The organism is Metabacillus flavus (genome assembly GCF_018283675.1).
Taxonomy (GTDB): Bacteria; Bacillota; Bacilli; order Bacillales; family Bacillaceae; genus Metabacillus_B; species Metabacillus_B flavus.
Genome location: NZ_JAGVRK010000001.1, coordinates 3,489,856 through 3,506,122, shown reverse-complemented (window position 1 = coordinate 3,506,122; position 16,267 = coordinate 3,489,856). Strand labels below are relative to the sequence as shown.

The 16,267-nt window shown below is 43.7% G+C and carries 14 protein-coding genes and 1 pseudogene; all 15 read left to right on the top strand.

The window, feature by feature from the left end; translation table 11 throughout:
* Window positions 1-70 precede the first annotated feature (70 nt).
* The 15 genes and pseudogenes from arcA (at window position 71) to J9317_RS17885 (ending at window position 15,895) form a co-directional block, all read left to right on the top strand.
* Window positions 71-1,339: an arginine deiminase gene (arcA, locus tag J9317_RS17955; RefSeq protein ID WP_211562492.1), complete on the top strand. Its 1,269-nt coding sequence runs from the start codon at window positions 71-73 to the stop codon at window positions 1,337-1,339.
* 215 nt (window positions 1,340-1,554) lie between these two features.
* Window positions 1,555-4,064: pseudogene (gene secA, locus J9317_RS17950) on the top strand (preprotein translocase subunit SecA).
* A 97-nt stretch (window positions 4,065-4,161) separates the two neighbouring features.
* A complete protein-coding gene (locus J9317_RS17945; protein WP_211561175.1) occupies window positions 4,162-4,311 on the top strand; it encodes a hypothetical protein in 150 nt (49 codons plus the stop codon).
* A gap of 227 nt (window positions 4,312-4,538) precedes the next feature.
* Complete coding sequence (locus tag J9317_RS17940; protein ID WP_211561174.1) at window positions 4,539-5,333, top strand: alpha/beta hydrolase; 795 nt, start codon at window positions 4,539-4,541, stop codon at window positions 5,331-5,333.
* 112 nt (window positions 5,334-5,445) lie between these two features.
* Window positions 5,446-6,544 (top strand): peptide chain release factor 2 gene (prfB, locus tag J9317_RS17935; protein ID WP_249292230.1). Its coding sequence is split into 2 segments (ribosomal slippage): window positions 5,446-5,508 and window positions 5,510-6,544, totalling 1,098 coding nucleotides; the frame shifts between segments, so codons are not numbered across the junction.
* A gap of 96 nt (window positions 6,545-6,640) precedes the next feature.
* A complete protein-coding gene (locus tag J9317_RS17930) occupies window positions 6,641-7,012 on the top strand; it encodes a hypothetical protein (protein ID WP_211561170.1) in 372 nt (123 codons plus the stop codon).
* Between the two features lie 69 nt (window positions 7,013-7,081).
* Window positions 7,082-7,438, top strand: coding sequence for a hypothetical protein (locus J9317_RS17925; protein WP_211561169.1), 357 nt, complete (start codon window positions 7,082-7,084; stop codon window positions 7,436-7,438).
* Between the two features lie 195 nt (window positions 7,439-7,633).
* Window positions 7,634-8,500 carry a YitT family protein gene (locus J9317_RS17920; protein WP_211561168.1) on the top strand — a complete coding sequence of 289 codons (867 nt, stop codon included), beginning with the start codon at window positions 7,634-7,636 and terminating at the stop codon, window positions 8,498-8,500.
* Between the two features lie 44 nt (window positions 8,501-8,544).
* Window positions 8,545-8,856: a cytochrome c551 gene (gene cccB / locus J9317_RS17915; RefSeq protein WP_211561166.1), complete on the top strand. Its 312-nt coding sequence runs from the start codon at window positions 8,545-8,547 to the stop codon at window positions 8,854-8,856.
* A 291-nt stretch (window positions 8,857-9,147) separates the two neighbouring features.
* Window positions 9,148-9,834 (top strand): cell division ATP-binding protein FtsE, encoded by a 687-nt coding sequence (gene ftsE, locus J9317_RS17910; RefSeq protein ID WP_211561164.1) that lies wholly within the window; start codon window positions 9,148-9,150, stop codon window positions 9,832-9,834.
* Window positions 9,827-10,717, top strand: coding sequence for a permease-like cell division protein FtsX (gene ftsX / locus J9317_RS17905; RefSeq protein WP_211561162.1), 891 nt, complete (start codon window positions 9,827-9,829; stop codon window positions 10,715-10,717). The genes ftsE and ftsX overlap by 8 nt, the downstream gene beginning before the upstream one ends.
* 78 nt (window positions 10,718-10,795) lie before the next feature.
* Window positions 10,796-12,139: a murein hydrolase activator EnvC family protein gene (locus J9317_RS20955; RefSeq protein ID WP_211561160.1), complete on the top strand. Its 1,344-nt coding sequence runs from the start codon at window positions 10,796-10,798 to the stop codon at window positions 12,137-12,139.
* 194 nt (window positions 12,140-12,333) lie between these two features.
* Complete coding sequence (locus J9317_RS17895; RefSeq protein ID WP_211561158.1) at window positions 12,334-13,803, top strand: S41 family peptidase; 1,470 nt, start codon at window positions 12,334-12,336, stop codon at window positions 13,801-13,803.
* 401 nt (window positions 13,804-14,204) lie between these two features.
* Window positions 14,205-14,555 carry a swarming motility protein SwrAA gene (locus J9317_RS17890; protein WP_211561156.1) on the top strand — a complete coding sequence of 117 codons (351 nt, stop codon included), beginning with the start codon at window positions 14,205-14,207 and terminating at the stop codon, window positions 14,553-14,555.
* A 158-nt stretch (window positions 14,556-14,713) separates the two neighbouring features.
* Window positions 14,714-15,895, top strand: a complete 1,182-nt coding sequence (locus J9317_RS17885; protein WP_431190713.1) for a PDZ domain-containing protein — start codon at window positions 14,714-14,716, stop codon at window positions 15,893-15,895.
* The last annotated feature ends 372 nt before the right edge of the window (window positions 15,896-16,267 follow it).

The following is a 16,267-nucleotide window of genomic DNA, read 5'->3' as shown; positions in this document are numbered from 1 at the left end:
GCAAGTTAACATTTAATCGATTCCGGGTACAGATTAAAAGAGCAAAAGGGGGCAGAACGTATTGGATAAAATGCTACTAGCTGCAGCTGCTGGAACTGGAACTGGAACTGGAAAATTAAATGTAACGTCTGAAATAGGAACCTTAAGAACGGTGATGCTTCACCGCCCAGGAAGAGAAGTAGAAAATTTAACACCGGAGCTTTTACATAAATTGCTATTTGATGATATTCCTTATCTGCCTGTCATTCAGGAGGAACACGATATATTTGCCGAAACCCTTAAAGATCAGGGAGTGGAGGTTCTCTATCTGGAGAAGCTTGCAGAAGAAGCTCTTCATTATGGAAATGCAAAAGAGGATTTTGTTGATCAGCTATTAAAAGAGAGCAAGTCGAATATCAATGGGGCAAGTGAAAGCCTGAAAGAGTTTCTTCTTGATTTGCCTGGCGGTCAGCTGATTCCAAAAATTATGTCAGGTGTAAGGACGTCTGAGATTGATAAAGGACGGAAACGTCATTTATATGAATTTATGACGGAACAGTACCCTTTTTATTTGGATCCCATGCCGAATTTGTATTTCACGAGAGATCCTGCAGCGGTAATTGGAAATGGCTTAACCATTAATAAAATGCATGAAGGCGCACGGCGCAGGGAGTCGCTTTTTATGGACTATATTATCCGTTATCATCCTCGCTTTGCTTCTGAGGAGATCCCTGTATGGCTCGGCAGGGATTATGATTTTCCCGTTGAGGGAGGGGATGAGCTCGTCTTGAGCAAAGACACTCTTGCGATTGGAGTGAGTGCAAGAACATCTGCGCGCGGTATTGAAAGACTTGCTCTGAACCTGTTCGAAAAGCAGGATCAGATTAAAAAAGTCATTGCAATTGAGATTCCTAAGTCCAGGGCATTCATGCATTTGGACACGGTTTTCACCATGGTGGATTATGATAAGTTCACGATTCATCCTGCGATTCAGGGGCCAGCGGGTGAAATGAACATTTACATTCTGGAAAAGCATGATGAAGATCCTAACAGGGTGGCCATTTCCACCCGGACGAATTTGATTGAAACGTTAAAGGAAGTTCTTGATTTAGACGATGTCACACTCATTCCATGCGGCGGCGGTGATGCAATTGTTGCAGCAAGAGAGCAGTGGAATGATGGTTCCAATACGCTTGCAATTGCTCCGGGTGTGGTCGTGACCTATAACCGGAACTACGTTTCGAATCGGATTATGCGGGAGCATGGCATCGAAGTGATTGATATTCCAAGCTCCGAGCTTTCCAGGGGAAGGGGCGGCCCGCGCTGTATGAGCATGCCGATTGTAAGGGATAATTTATAAGAAAGACTGCCGGTTTTGTGCAGAGCCGGCAGTTTTTTTATGCTTAAAAGCACCTTCAGAAAAAATGAAGCGTTTTACTCTTCCAATTCTTTACTGATGCCCCCGGATAATGTTGTCCACAGCATTGAATAGTGTTAGAATTAACGATAGTTCTATGTGTTTTCAAATTTTGTAAGAGAACGGTTAGATATTTAACAGCAGAGGAGCGTTTTTATATGCTTGGAATCTTGAATAAAGTGTTCGATCCAAATAAACGCACAGTGAACCGCTACGAAAAAATAGCGAATGAAATAGATGCGCTGGGTACTCAGATGGAACAGCTCACAGATGAGGCTCTTCAGGCTAAAACGACTGAATTTAAGCAACGTATTGAAAAAGGAGAAAAGCTAGACAGCCTCCTTAATGAAGCATTTGCTGTCGTACGCGAAGCTTCACGCCGCGTAACAGGCATGTATCCATTTAAAGTTCAGCTCATGGGGGGATTGCCCTTCATGAAGGAAATATATCTGAAATGAAAACCGGGGAAGGTAAAACATTGACTTCCACTATGCCGGTTTATTTAAATGCATTATCAGGAGAAGGCGTGCATATCGTTACAGTCAATGAATACTTGGCTAGCCGTGATGCCGTTGAAATGGGAAGGATCTATGAATTTTTAGGTCTGACCGTTGGCTTGAACCTGAATCAGCTTACAAAAGATGAGAAGCGTGCAGCGTATGCCGCTGATATCACGTACTCAACGAATAACGAACTCGGCTTCGATTATTTGCGCGACAACATGGTCCTTTATAAAGAAGAAATGGTTCAGCGTCCGCTCAATTATGCCATCATTGATGAGGTCGACTCCATTCTTGTCGATGAAGCGCGTACCCCGCTGATTATTTCCGGACAGGCTGCCAAATCAACGAAGCTATACATGCAGGCTAATGCGTTTGTGCGCATGCTGAAGCTTGAAGATGACTATACATTTGATATCAAAACAAAAGGTGTACAGCTTACAGAGGATGGGATTACAAAGGCTGAACGCGCGTTTGGCATTGAAAATCTGTTTGATATTTCTCATGTTACGCTGAATCACCACATTAACCAGGCGCTGAAAGCCCAGGTAGTTATGCAGAACGACGTAGATTATGTCGTTCAGGACGGTGAGGTTGTCATCGTTGACTCCTTTACCGGGCGTTTAATGAAGGGCCGCCGCTACAGCGAAGGCCTTCATCAGGCGATTGAGGCAAAAGAAGGCCTTGATATCCAAAATGAAAGCATGACGCTTGCAACAATTACCTTCCAAAACTACTTCCGTATGTATAAAAAGCTTGCCGGTATGACAGGTACAGCGAAAACTGAGGAAGAAGAGTTCCGCAACATCTATAACATGCACGTTGTGGCTATTCCAACAAACCGCGACATCGTCCGTGATGACCGTGCGGATCTAGTATATCGTTCCATGCAGGGGAAATTCCTTGCAGTTGTTGAGGAAGTGGCACAGCGCCATGCTGTCGGCCAGCCGGTTCTCGTCGGAACCGTGGCGGTGGAAACGTCAGAGCTTATTTCCCAGCATTTGAAGAAAAAAGGCGTGCCGCACAGTGTCCTGAATGCGAAAAACCATGCAAGCGAAGCTGAAATCATCGAGCTTGCCGGTCAAAAAGGCGCTGTAACCATTGCGACAAACATGGCAGGACGCGGTACCGATATTAAGCTTGGTGAGGGTGTTAGAGAACTTGGCGGTCTGGCAGTAGTCGGCACCGAGCGCCATGAATCACGCCGGATCGATAACCAGCTCCGCGGACGTTCCGGACGTCAGGGAGATCCTGGTATTACGCAATTCTATCTATCCATGGAAGATGAACTAATGCGCCGTTTCGGCTCTGAAAATATGATGAACATGATGGACCGCCTTGGGATGGATGATACTCAGCCAATCCAGAGCAAAATGGTTTCTCGTGCAGTCGAATCTGCTCAAAAACGTGTGGAGGGCAATAACTTCGATGCCCGTAAACAGCTTCTTCAATACGATGATGTTCTGCGTCAGCAGCGTGAAGTCATCTACAAACAGCGCTTTGATGTGCTGGATTCCGAAAATCTTCGCGGCATTGTAGAAGAAATGATCAAATCAACTATTGTGCGTACGGTTGCCCTTTACACTCCGAAAGAGGTAGTGGAGGAAGAGTGGGATTTCGAAGGACTCGTTGAATTCGTAAATTCCAGCTATCTGGATGAAGGCGTACTCGAACTGAACGAAATCCGCGGCAAGGATACGGAAGAAATTGAAGAAGTCATCCTGGCCAAAATCAAAGCTAAGTACGACATGAAGGAAGAAGCGTTCGGACTTGAGCAAATGCGTGAGTTTGAAAAAGTTATCGTTCTTCGTGCGGTTGATTCCAAATGGATGGATCACATCGATGCCATGGATCACCTTCGTCAGGGAATCCATCTCCGTGCTTACGGTCAAAACGATCCTCTCCGCGAGTACCAAATGGAAGGTTTCGCGATGTTTGAAGCTATGATCGCTTCTATAGAAGAAGACGTAGCAAAATATGTCATGAAAGCAGAAATCCGCAACAACCTTGAGCGTGAAGAAGTGGCTAAAGGCCAAACTGCCGTTCATCCTAAAGAAGGCGATGAAGCCCCAAAGAAAAAACCAACCCGCAAAGTCGTTGAAATCGGCCGCAATGAAATGTGTGAATGCGGCAGCGGCAAAAAGTATAAGAATTGCTGCGGGAAATAAATAGTATCAACCAAGACCTATTCTGCGGAATAGGTCTTGTTTTTTTTGCTCTGTATGGGTTGCTAAGGTTTTTCAGACGAACGAGTGAGATTATGGATTGTCAGACGAAATTGTCAGACAAACGGGCGGAACCGGGGTTTATCAGACGGAATTGTCAGACAAACGATCCCCAACTTATCTAATCCAGGAAAATCAATCCCTTCATGTGTCGAAAATTGGCAAAATCCTTAAACATGTTGTATACTAATGTTCTTTACGAAAAATTTACAATGATACTATAAAACTAATAGATTCTGGCGATATAAACGTGTAAACGATAGTAGAAAGGATAATGTGAAAGTGGAACAGCATGCAGTACTCCCAGTGAGACAAAGGCAAAACCGCTGGAGAAGAGCGGCCTTTGTTGGATCGGGTTTAGGAATAGTTGCAGCGAACGCGTTTTATGGATTGAGTTCATATATTATATGGAGGGCGATGCATCCTCCTAAAATTGCTCTGAAAAAACATCCTGAGAATTACGGAATTCGGACTGAAGAGGTTCAATTTACAAGCTCGGATGGATTATCTTTAAAGGGCTGGTGGATGCCGGCTGAGAACAGCAGCAAGGTTGTTGTATTTTCACATGCTTACGGGCTGAACCGTTATAATATGCCATTTCCGATTTTTGATCTTGTTAAAGTATTTCAATCGCAAGGCTACAATGTATTAATGTATGATTTTAGAAATGCCGGAGAGTCCGACGGAAATGAAACGACGATTGCCTTTAAGGAACAGCTCGATTTAAATGGAGCGATTGAATTTGTGAAAACAGAGAAAAAAATGGATCACATTGTCTTAATCGGCTGGTCCATGGGGGCAAGCACCTCTCTTCTTGCAGGCTGTATGCATGAGGATGTGAAAGGAATTATCGCGGACAGCCCATTCGCAAGTCTCGATTCCTATGTTTTGGATTCATTTCAATACTGGACGAAGCTGCCGCGGTTTATTGGAAGAGTATCCTCCTATGTAACGAAGCTTAATTTTCTCGGCTTTAAGCCTCATCTCGTTAAACCGATCGAGGTTGTAAGGCAAACTAGAGATAAGAAAATCATGATCATTCATGCGAAAAACGATCCGGCGATCTCTTGTACGGAAAGCGAGAGAATGAAGCAGATTAATGACGGAATCGATCTGTGGCAGCCGGAAATGGGCGGCCACATTGAAGCATATAGATTAAATAAGCAGGAATATGAAGAGAGAGTCATTTCATTTTTGAGGGAATGCTCTTAACAGGCACGGTTTAAATGAATCATACCCGGGCTGTTTTTCTGCCCTCACTGGACTTTTCGACCCCTGTGGTTTATGTTTAACAGTAGCTTAAAAACTTACCGAGGTGACTGAAATGGATTTAGTAGAAATTCGTCAGGAATTAGATAAAACAGCTAAGAGATTAGCGGCATTCAGGGGGTCTCTTTGACCTCGATTCAAAGGAAGCGCGCATTCAGGAGCTAGATGAGGAAATGGCCCATCCGGCGTTCTGGAACGACCAAAATGCCGCACAAGTGGTTATTAATGAAGCGAACGGCTTGAAGGATGTAGTAAATCAGTTCCAGGATATGAGTGAATCATATGAGAATCTGACCATTACACATGAGCTTTTAAAAGAGGAGCCGGAAGATGATCTTCAGGAGGAGCTTGCCTCTGAACTGAAGGAACTGACCGGGAAAATGAACGATTTTGAACTTCAATTGCTTCTGAGCGAGCCTTATGATAAAAGCAATGCGATTCTTGAGCTTCATCCAGGAGCTGGCGGAACGGAGTCTCAGGACTGGGGTTCGATGCTTCTTCGCATGTATACAAGATGGGCGGAGAAGAGAGGCTTTAAGGTGGAGACGCTTGATTACCTCCCTGGTGATGAAGCAGGTATTAAATCCGTTACTCTTTTAATAAAAGGGCATAATGCTTATGGATACCTAAAAGCGGAAAAAGGGGTTCACCGGCTTGTCCGTATTTCTCCATTTGACTCCTCAGGACGCCGGCACACGTCATTCGTGTCCTGTGAAATCATGCCGGAATTCAATGAAGAAATTGAAATTGAAATCCGTACCGAGGACTTAAAGGTAGATACGTACCGTGCGAGTGGAGCCGGCGGGCAGCATATCAATACAACAGATTCAGCCGTGCGGATTACCCATCTTCCGACCAACGTCGTTGTATCTTGCCAAACCGAGCGTTCCCAGATTAAAAACCGCGAGCATGCAATGAAAATGCTGAAAGCCAAGCTCTATCAAAAGAAAATTGAGGAGCAGGAAGCACAGCTTGCTGAAATCCGCGGAGAGCAAAAAGATATTGGCTGGGGAAGCCAAATCCGTTCTTACGTTTTCCACCCATATTCTATGGTGAAAGACCACAGAACAAGCACTGAGATTGGCAACGTCCACGCAGTAATGGACGGAGAGCTTGATCCGTTTATTGATTCATACTTGAGATCAAAACTATAAGCATGATGGCATCTGGATATTTCCGGATGCTTATTTGTTTTGAAAAGTAAAATACAGGGAATAAAATTTGGGATTTTAACTGGCGGGGGGAAGGGAATGGGCTGTTTAGGCTGTTTGGAAAAACCTTTGATTGGCTTGTTTTGCGGAATAGTTGGATTTGCGGCCTTTATTGCCATGTTTCAGTCTGACAGCTGGGAAATGCTTGTTTATTGTATTTCATTGGTTCTTGGGTGTTTAGGATTTATTCTGATGACATGGAGTGATGGCAAAGCAGGAGATTGGGGAGGAGGTTTTTTTACCGCGAGCATAGCATTAGGAGGAGGACTTGGTTCAATAGAAGCAATCAGACAAGGTGAATGGTTTTTGGGAGGAATCGTCGGACTCGTTGCAATAGGAGCTGCAATCATTGTGCTGTTCCTGTTAAAGGAGCGATCCAAAAGAAAACCGGCACATAATCAGCGGATGTAAAGAATTTACATGTTTTTTATTTAGCGCACATCGGGTAATTACATAAAACATGCTTGGGAGGTGATAAGGATGAAAACTGCATTGAAAGCAAGCCTGTCGTTTTTATTGTTTTTTGGTGTCTTGTTTGGAGCGGCCGGTATATTTTTGGCGGATATTTCGGAGCATTCCTATAATGCTTTGGCCATCACCTTTGGTACTGGAGGAGCCCTTTTCGTGATATGGGCTAAGAAAACCATTTATTTATGGGGGCTTGCATTTATTGCCTTGGGAGGCTCTGTCCTATTCAGTGTCATTGTTTATCGCTGCTTTCGCGACTCAGAATATGCAATGGGGATTGGCTTCCTCTGCATTGACGCAGGCTTGTTCATTATGGCAGTTTTCACCCTTTTTGCCTGTTTAAGAGGAAAAGCTCCGAAAAATATATAATGAAAATGGATAAACCGGCTGCAGCCGGTTTTTTTTATGGTCAAGCCTCATAGCCCGGGCATACTACCTGCCTTTTCAGGGCAAAATACTCCAATCCTTTACCCCTTTACCACGTTATTTTACCTTCATTTACACCGCCGGGTTCCGGTGCTATACTCTTGTCTGGTTAAGTATTCCATTGGAGGGACAATTAAGATGAAACAGCGGAGGCAGTCGTTTACACAGGAACCAGTTGTGGCAAAAATTCTGGAATATGTCTATATTCTCGCAGGCTCTGCTATAGTGGCGCTTGCTTTTAATCTTTTTCTGCTTCCGAACCGGGTCGCTTCCGGGGGAGTCAGCGGAATCAGCACGATATTAAATGATGCATTTGGCCTGGAGCCGGCATACGTGCAATGGGCTTTTAATATCCCTTTGTTTGTTGCAGGCGTCATCCTGCTTGGACGTCAGTTTGGTTTTAAAACGTTGATAGGGACCTTATTTCTGCCCTTTGTCGTTTTTCTAACAAAGGACGCGGATCCCGTCACAATGGATCCGCTTCTGGGAGCCTTATTTGGCGGAATTGGCGTGGGACTTGGACTGGGATTAGTGTTTAGAGGGAAGGCCTCGACCGGAGGGACAGATCTGGCAGCGCAGATTATTCATAAGTATACCGGTCTTACGCTTGGTACTTGTGTGGCCATTATCGATGGAATGATCGTGCTTGCTGCTACCTTTGCCTTCGATATAGAAGGAGGTCTTTATGCTTTAATAGGTCTTTATGTAACGAGCAAAACCATTGATATCGTTCAAATCGGCCTTGGACGCTCCAAAATGGCAATGGTCATTACGAATCATGAAGACGAGATTAAACAAGCGATTCTGCAGACGATTGACAGGGGCGTAACGAAGGTCTCTGCATTTGGCGGCTATACAGATATGGAGAAGCCGATCTTAATGTGTGTAGTTGATCAAACCGAATTCACAAAACTGAAACAATTGGTAAAAGGGATTGACCCGTCTGCATTTGTCGTTGTTATGGATGCTTCGGAGGTTCTTGGAGAGGGTTTCAAGCGGGCCTGACTAGGTTATAATAATCTTATCATTCTATTAGGGAGGCACCTGCGTTGAAAAGAAAAGCATTTGCCCTTATATTTACAGCATCACTTACATTAACAGCATGCGGCGGCGGAGATTCATCTTCTAAACAGGAAGCTTCGGCAACGGATGGAGAGCAGCTTTTTAAACAAAACTGTGCCAGCTGCCATGGAGTGGACCTCAAAGGAGGAGCCGGCCCGAACCTGACGCGTGTCGGGGAAGAGCATGATGCGGCAGAAATTGAACAAATCATTAAAAACGGTAAGGGCAGCATGCCCCGGGGTATACTCGAAGGGGAAGATGCTAAGAAAGTAGCAGAATGGCTTTCGGAGAAAAAGTAAGAGATTCCTTCAGGGAGTCTTTTTTTTGTGGGGAATTGTCGAAAAAATTACATAGGTTTTTTTAAAGATAGGCAATTATATATACCCCAAACCGTTATAAAACATTACTTCTTTTACAGACATGAAATGAAAATGTAATATAAAAGGGTCTATTTTTGGCGAATGTTGGTGTTATAATGGACGTTGTGAGAAAAGATTTGGTAATAGGACTATGTTTATACAATCGACAATTACTTACAAAAATCGAATATATGATATATGATTCTAAAAAACTAGTTTTGGGTGATTTGCATGATAGAAATGGAAAAGATATTTAAAACTTATCCAAACGGTGTAGTCGCCATCAACGGAATTGATGTGAAGATTAACCAGGGTGAGTTCGTTTATGTAGTAGGGCCAAGCGGAGCCGGTAAATCGACCTTTATTAAAATGATGTACCGGGAAGAAAAACCGAGCTCGGGAAAAATTGTCATTAATGGCGTCAATCTTGGGAAGCTCAAAGAGAGCAAGGTTCCTTACTTAAGAAGAAGCATCGGTGTTGTCTTTCAGGACTTCAAGCTTCTGCCCCGATTAACGGTATATGAGAATGTAGCGTTCGCCATGGAAGTTATCGGCGAAAACAGCAAAACGATTAAAAAACGCGTAATGGAAGTGCTGGATCTCGTTCAGCTTAAACATAAAGCGAGAAGTTTTCCAGATGAGCTTTCAGGCGGAGAGCAGCAGCGGATTTCGCTTGCTCGATCCATTGTCAATAACCCTGGGGTGGTCATTGCAGATGAGCCTACGGGAAATCTTGATCCTGATACGTCCTGGGAAATCATGAACGTGTTTGAAGAGATCAACAACCGCGGTACAACAGTGGTTATGGCAACACACAACAGAGAAATTGTTAACACGATGAAAAAACGGGTCATTGCAGTCGAAGATGGAAAGATTGTTCGTGACGAGGCCAGAGGGGAGTACGGAATCTATGATTAAGACTCTGGGCCGCCACTTCCGCGAAAGCTTAAAATCCCTCGGCAGAAACGCATGGATGTCGTTTGCATCCGTCAGCGCCGTCGCCGTTACATTAATTCTGGTAGGAACCTTCCTTGTCATTATGATGAACCTCAACCACTTTGCCAATAACATCGAGAATGATGTGGTAATTAAGGTGCTGGTGGATGAGACAGCCTCCAAAGAGGAACAGTCCAAGCTGGAAACCAACATTAAAGGTATACCTGATATAGCAAGCGTCGAGTTTTCTTCAAAAGAAAAAGAGCTTGATAAAATACAGCAGGGCTTTGGTGAACAAGGTGAAGCGATGGAGCTGAGAGATCAAAATAACCCGCTCCGGGATGTATTTGTAATAAGAGCAAAAGAACCTCAGGACACTGCTAAAATTGCCAATCAAATCGAAAAATTCGATAGTGCCTATAAAGTGAATTATGGCAAAGAAGAAGTGAAGAAGCTTTTCAATGGCATCAATATAGCTAGAAACATAGGAATCGCACTGATTATCGGACTGATATTCACAGCGATGTTCCTTATTTCAAATACAATAAAGATTACGATTTTCGCACGCCGCCGCGAGATTGAAATTATGAAACTCGTAGGTGCTACCAACTGGTTCATACGCTGGCCGTTTTTTATGGAGGGACTTATGCTTGGAACCTTTGGTGCGATTATCCCGATCGTCATTCTGATTTTTGCCTATAACAGCCTGTATACGTGGGCTGCACCTCAAGTGGCTGATTCATATGCTCAGCTTCTCCCATTCAATCCGTTTGTATGGCAGGTATCCGTTATCCTGCTGCTGATTGGAGCCTTGATTGGGGTTTGGGGAAGTTTGATGTCTATTAGAAAATTCTTAAGAGTATAAGGCGAAAGGGTTTAGACTGGCTGTTTCAGCCAGTCTTCCGCAGCCTTACATAGAGATATATTAGGGGAGGAAAAAAAGGTGAGAAGAAAGCTTTTAACTTTTGGGGTCGCAGCTATTGTCAGTGTAAACGGCGTCCTGATTCCACTGAGCAATGATCGAGTAATGGCAGAAACATTAGAAGAAAAACAAAGAAACATTCAAAACGAGCAATCCGGTGTTCAATCCGACATGTCCAGCAAGCAGAAGCAAATTGCGGAATTAAAGGAAAAAGAAGCGAAGCTGAACGAAGAAATTAAACGCTTGGATACTGAGATTTCTGCAGCCAATGCACAAATCCGCGATAAGCAAGCGGATATCGATCATGCAAAAACAGAAATCGATTCTCTTAAAAAGCAAATTGAAGAAGTGAAGCAAAGAATTAAAGAAAGAAACGATATCGTACGAGACCGTGCGCGTGCATTGCAGGAAAGCGGCGGTATGGGAAGCTATTTAGATGTGCTTCTTGGGGCTCAGGACTTTGGTGACTTTATTTCAAGAATCGGCGCTGTATCTACAATTATTGGAGCAGACAACGACATATTAAAAGCACATGATGATGACAAAAAGCTACTTGAGCAAAAAGAAGCGGAACTAAATAGTACACTTCAAAAATTAGAAAATGCTCTGACAGACCTTGAAGCAATTAAAGAAAACCTTAACAAAAAATCAGCAGAAAAAAATACAGTAATGCAGCAGGTAATGAAAGATAACGAGGATGCAGAGCATGAGATGCATGAACTTGAAGATCAGTCTGTATTCTTGAAAGAACAGGAAGCAGCAGTACAGCAGGAAATGCAGCGTGCAAAAGCAGAAGAGGAAAAACGTCAGAGAGAAGCTGCTGAAGCGGCTGAAGCTGCAGCAAGAGCAGCTGAACAAAAAGCAGAGCAAGCTCGTCAAAGCAGTCCATCAGGCGGTTCTTCTGACAGCAGCTCTAATTCTTCACCGGCACCAGCACCGGCACCGGCACCAAGCGGTAATGCCATTTTCATCTGGCCGGCATCCGGAGCTCATACTTCTGAGTTCGGAATGCGCGTTCATCCGATTAGTGGACAGAAGAAGCTTCATGGCGGAGTGGATATTGCTAACGGAAATGTTCCTGTACATGCAGCAGCATCCGGTACCGTTATTCGTTCAAGCTATTCAAGCAGCTGGGGAAATGTTGTGTTCATTTCTCACGTAATTAACGGTAAGAACTACACGACGATCTATGCTCACCTTGATTCAAGCAGCGTTCACAGCGGACAATCTGTCAGCCAGGGACAGCAAATCGGAATCATGGGTACTACTGGAGGATCTACTGGAACACACCTTCACTTTGAGGTGCATCCAGGAGGATATACCGGTAAAGGCAGTGCGGATAATCCGAGAAAATACCTTCCATAAAAATAAACCATTCCAAGAGCGGCCCAAACGTCTTATGACGCGGGACGCTCTTTTTTGGATGGTAAACGGTCCCTTTGATTACACACCTCCCAAAATTTACATGTTTTGTACAAGCCCGGCATATACTAGTAGGAGCCTTGATACGAAGCTGTAATCAAACGTTTGTTTAAGGGCAGACAAAAAGGAGGAGCATGATGAATCAGAAGATGACGGCCCTTATGCTTGCAGGTGCCATGATGGTTGGAGCAGGCAGCATGTATGCCGGAATTGAACTTATGGAGAAGGAAAAGCAGGCTGAGCCTTCAGCCGTCGAACAGGTGGACGCCCGCCCGGCAGCAGCTGTACCCGCTCCCAACGATCATGCCAGGATTGCTCAAGGAATGGACAAGATCAAAAAAGCATACGAGCTCATTTCATCAAAATACGTTGAAAAGATTGATGATGAGGAATTAATGGAAGGCGCCATTCAGGGAATGCTTTCAAAGCTCGAGGATCCTTATTCTGTTTATATGGACCAGGATACAGCGAAGCAGTTTTCCGATTCTCTTGATTCTTCTTTTGAAGGAATCGGAGCAGAGGTAGGAAAACGGGATGAACATATCATTATCGTTTCCCCATTTAAAGGATCTCCGGCTGCTAAGGCAGGGCTTCAGCCAAATGATGAAATTCTCCGTATTGACGGGGCTTCCATAAAAAACCTGGATTTAAATGAAACGGTCCTCAAAATCCGCGGGAAAAAAGGAACGAATGTAATTATTGAAGTGAATCGTCCTGGAACACGCGGCAGTCTCACCTTCTCTGTTAAGCGGGACACGATTCCGGTGCAGACTGTATTCAGTGAAGTGAAAACCTTTGAAGGCAAAAAAGTTGGATACATGGAGATTACATCGTTTGCTGAAAAAACGGCAGAGGATTTTACGAAGAATTTAAAGGAGCTTGAGAAACAAAACATTAAAGGTCTTGTGCTGGATGTACGCGGGAATCCTGGAGGTTATCTGCAAAGTGTGGAAGAAATCCTTAAGCAGTTTGTTACGAAGGGGCACCCATATATTCAAATTGCCGAACGGACCGGAGAAAAAACAGAGTATTTTTCTACTCTAAAAGAGAAGAAGGCATATCCTGTAAGTGTTATCATCGATAAAGGCAGCGCTTCCGCTTCAGAAATTCTGGCTGGAGCATTAAAAGAGGCAAGCGGGTATCCAATCGTAGGCGAAACCTCCTTCGGCAAAGGAACGGTTCAGCAGGCTGTTCCAATGGGAGATGGCAGCAATATCAAATTAACTCTCTACAAGTGGCTGACTCCTGATGGAAATTGGATTCATAAAAAGGGAGTGACACCGACCGTTGAGGTGAGACAGCCTGAGTACTATTATGCTGCTCCGATTCAAACGGATAAACCACTCGCTCCCGACACAAACGGGGAGCAGGTAAAAGCAGCCCAAGCCCTGCTGAAAGCACTTGGCTATGATCCCGGCAGAACAGATGGATATTACAGCAGTTCGACGAAGGAAGCCGTGAAAGCCTTCCAGCAGAAAAATGGAATGAAGGCTTCCGGAATTTTGGATGAAAAAACCTCATCTAAGATTAACGAAACAGCAGCAGGCAAGCGATTAAATAAAGAAGAAGACCGCCAGCTTCAGGCAGCCATGAAAGTATTATTTTAAAAAAATCAACTGGGAGCAGACTCGCGTCTGTTCTTTTTTTTGTTCACGAATTAGGGGGTTATCATATAGAATGAGTAGGAATAGGTAACCAGTAGGCAAGGCTTATAAAATGAAGCCTTTTATTCATTTTTCAAAATATAATCCTCTATATAAAAGATGGGCCCGGCTTCCAAAGACCTGTATTTAAAGTGAAATTCGTAAAAAACGTCATACTTGCGAAATAATTTTTTCTCGAATACAGTGTAAAATCCAATAATTCCTAGTTAGATATGCCTTATAGCTGGTTTCTTCTGCTATTTCCCATAAAAAATGAATCTTTAGGAAGTTGTTGTTAATCTCTTTTGTATTTACTATGAAAGTAGACACTGTTCTACAACACACTTTATATTGGGGGTTTACAATTGAAAAGGGCTAGTGTGATGAGAGAACAAATATACCGCAAGCTGATGGGAGAATTAAAGAGCCAGTTACAGCCATCACTTGTCTCTAATGCGAAAACATCCAAATGGCTTCACTTATTTTGTATGTACCTGGCCAACTATACGGAAGTAAAGGAAAAAAAGGAAATCGACGAAGAGATCATTCAGGAGTACTTTTCCTATTTGACAACCAATTATAAAAGGCTGTCACTTGGTCTGACTGATATCAAACGTTCCATGCAGCTGCTTGAAGAAACACTCAATATGAAAATAGAAGCACCGCTGCTTGATTTCTCACTTTCTAATTCTTCCTTATGGGGAAATCTAAAATAATCATGTTAAAACCGGTTCCGGCCGATATTCAATCCTTGCATCTTTTGATAGAATGGATGATAGATACATCCGACTAGGATGAATATAAGCGTCGAATAATGCTGGAAGCAGGGCTGGACAAGCTGTTCAGCCTTTCCGGCCGGGATGGTGAAGTTTTAATGACTTGGATAATGGAGCTGCTCGAAGGAGCCATGCGTTTTCTGCAGCACCCGCTTACATATTACTTTGTACTCTATTCCCTTCTTGCAGGGCTTTTTCGTATAAAAAACGAACGCAACTCCTTTTATACTAAGGTGGAGGTCATTTATGAGGACCTGGTTTTTACGTATACGAAGGGACTCTTTGCAGGATTGATTGTTTCTGCAGCGGTTATTTTGATGGGGATTTCGCTTCCAGTCGGAATGATTTTTCTCATTGGGGCCGCTACAGCCGTTTTAAGCTTCTTTTTTAGATTTCAATGGCTTTCTGCTGCCTTCATCATGGGACTTGCATTTGCTGCTTCTGTCCTAATCATGACTTTTGCTCAAGACAGTCTGCCTTCTTTTCTAAAAGGAATTGATCAGCTGAATATTGCTGTTTTTGCTATCCTTATAGGAATACTGCTGATTGCTGAAGGATGGGCCGTTTACCGGACAGGCCATCTTCGTACATCTCCATCCGTATTGAAAAGCAGCAGAGGCCTGCCAATCGGAAGTCATACGGCGAACCGTCTTTGGCTGCTGCCGCTTATCCTGTTCGTTCCCGGAGGCACGTTAACCTCTGTATTTTCGTGGTGGCCTGTATTTGAAATGAATGGACAAAGCTTTTCGCTGTTCATCGTTCCTTTTTTTATCGGGTTTCATCAGTCTGTCCGAGGATCTCTGCCAAAGGAAAGCATCCAGGTAACCGGAAAGCGCATCATCTGGCTCGGAGGTATAACCTTACTGATTGCCTGTGGATCCATATGGTGGACTCCTCTGGCGTTTGCTGCAATGGTCTTAGCCATCGGAGGCCGGGTGTTCTTAATTATCCGCCAGAAAATGAACGACCGGTCTGCCCCTTTCTTTTTCTCGAAAAAGGACAAGGGCTTAATGATTTTAGGAATTCTGCCTAAATCACCTGCTGAGAAAATTGGACTGAAGGTAGGCGAAACCATCACAAAAGTGAACGGTTCCTTTGTAAAGACTACAAGTGAATTCTATGAAGCTCTTCAAAAAAACAGAGCACTCTGCAAGCTTGAAGTCATTGGATTAAACGGTGAAATCCGCTATGCACAGAGGGCTACGTATGAAGGAGAGCATCATGAGCTTGGTCTGCTGTTTGTAGAGCAGCAGAAGAAGAAGGGGAGCCAGGCGGTGTAGTATGTTTTTCCAAAAATCTCCGCAATCTTTAAAAGTAACTCTTGAAAGACGGTTGAATGACTTGCAGAGGGCTTTCTTTAAAAGAAAGCCCTCTTTTGTATAGAGTAAGTTCGAGTAATGAATAGTTGATTTGTTTTGCGCCGAACCTTCCGCATTTCACACGATTGCCGCCACAGGTTAGCTGGCGTGTGCGACGGGTTCGCTTTAATGATCTGAAAAGGCAGATAGGAGATATTACTTAGTAAATGTTGAGTTCCCAAGAAATATCCTCAAATAAGTATAGTCACACATAAAGCTAAACTTTATTACCCCTTCTGAAAGAGTTATGTGGATGGGGAGCGAAAAATCAAAGCTAATGCATAAAAGAGAATT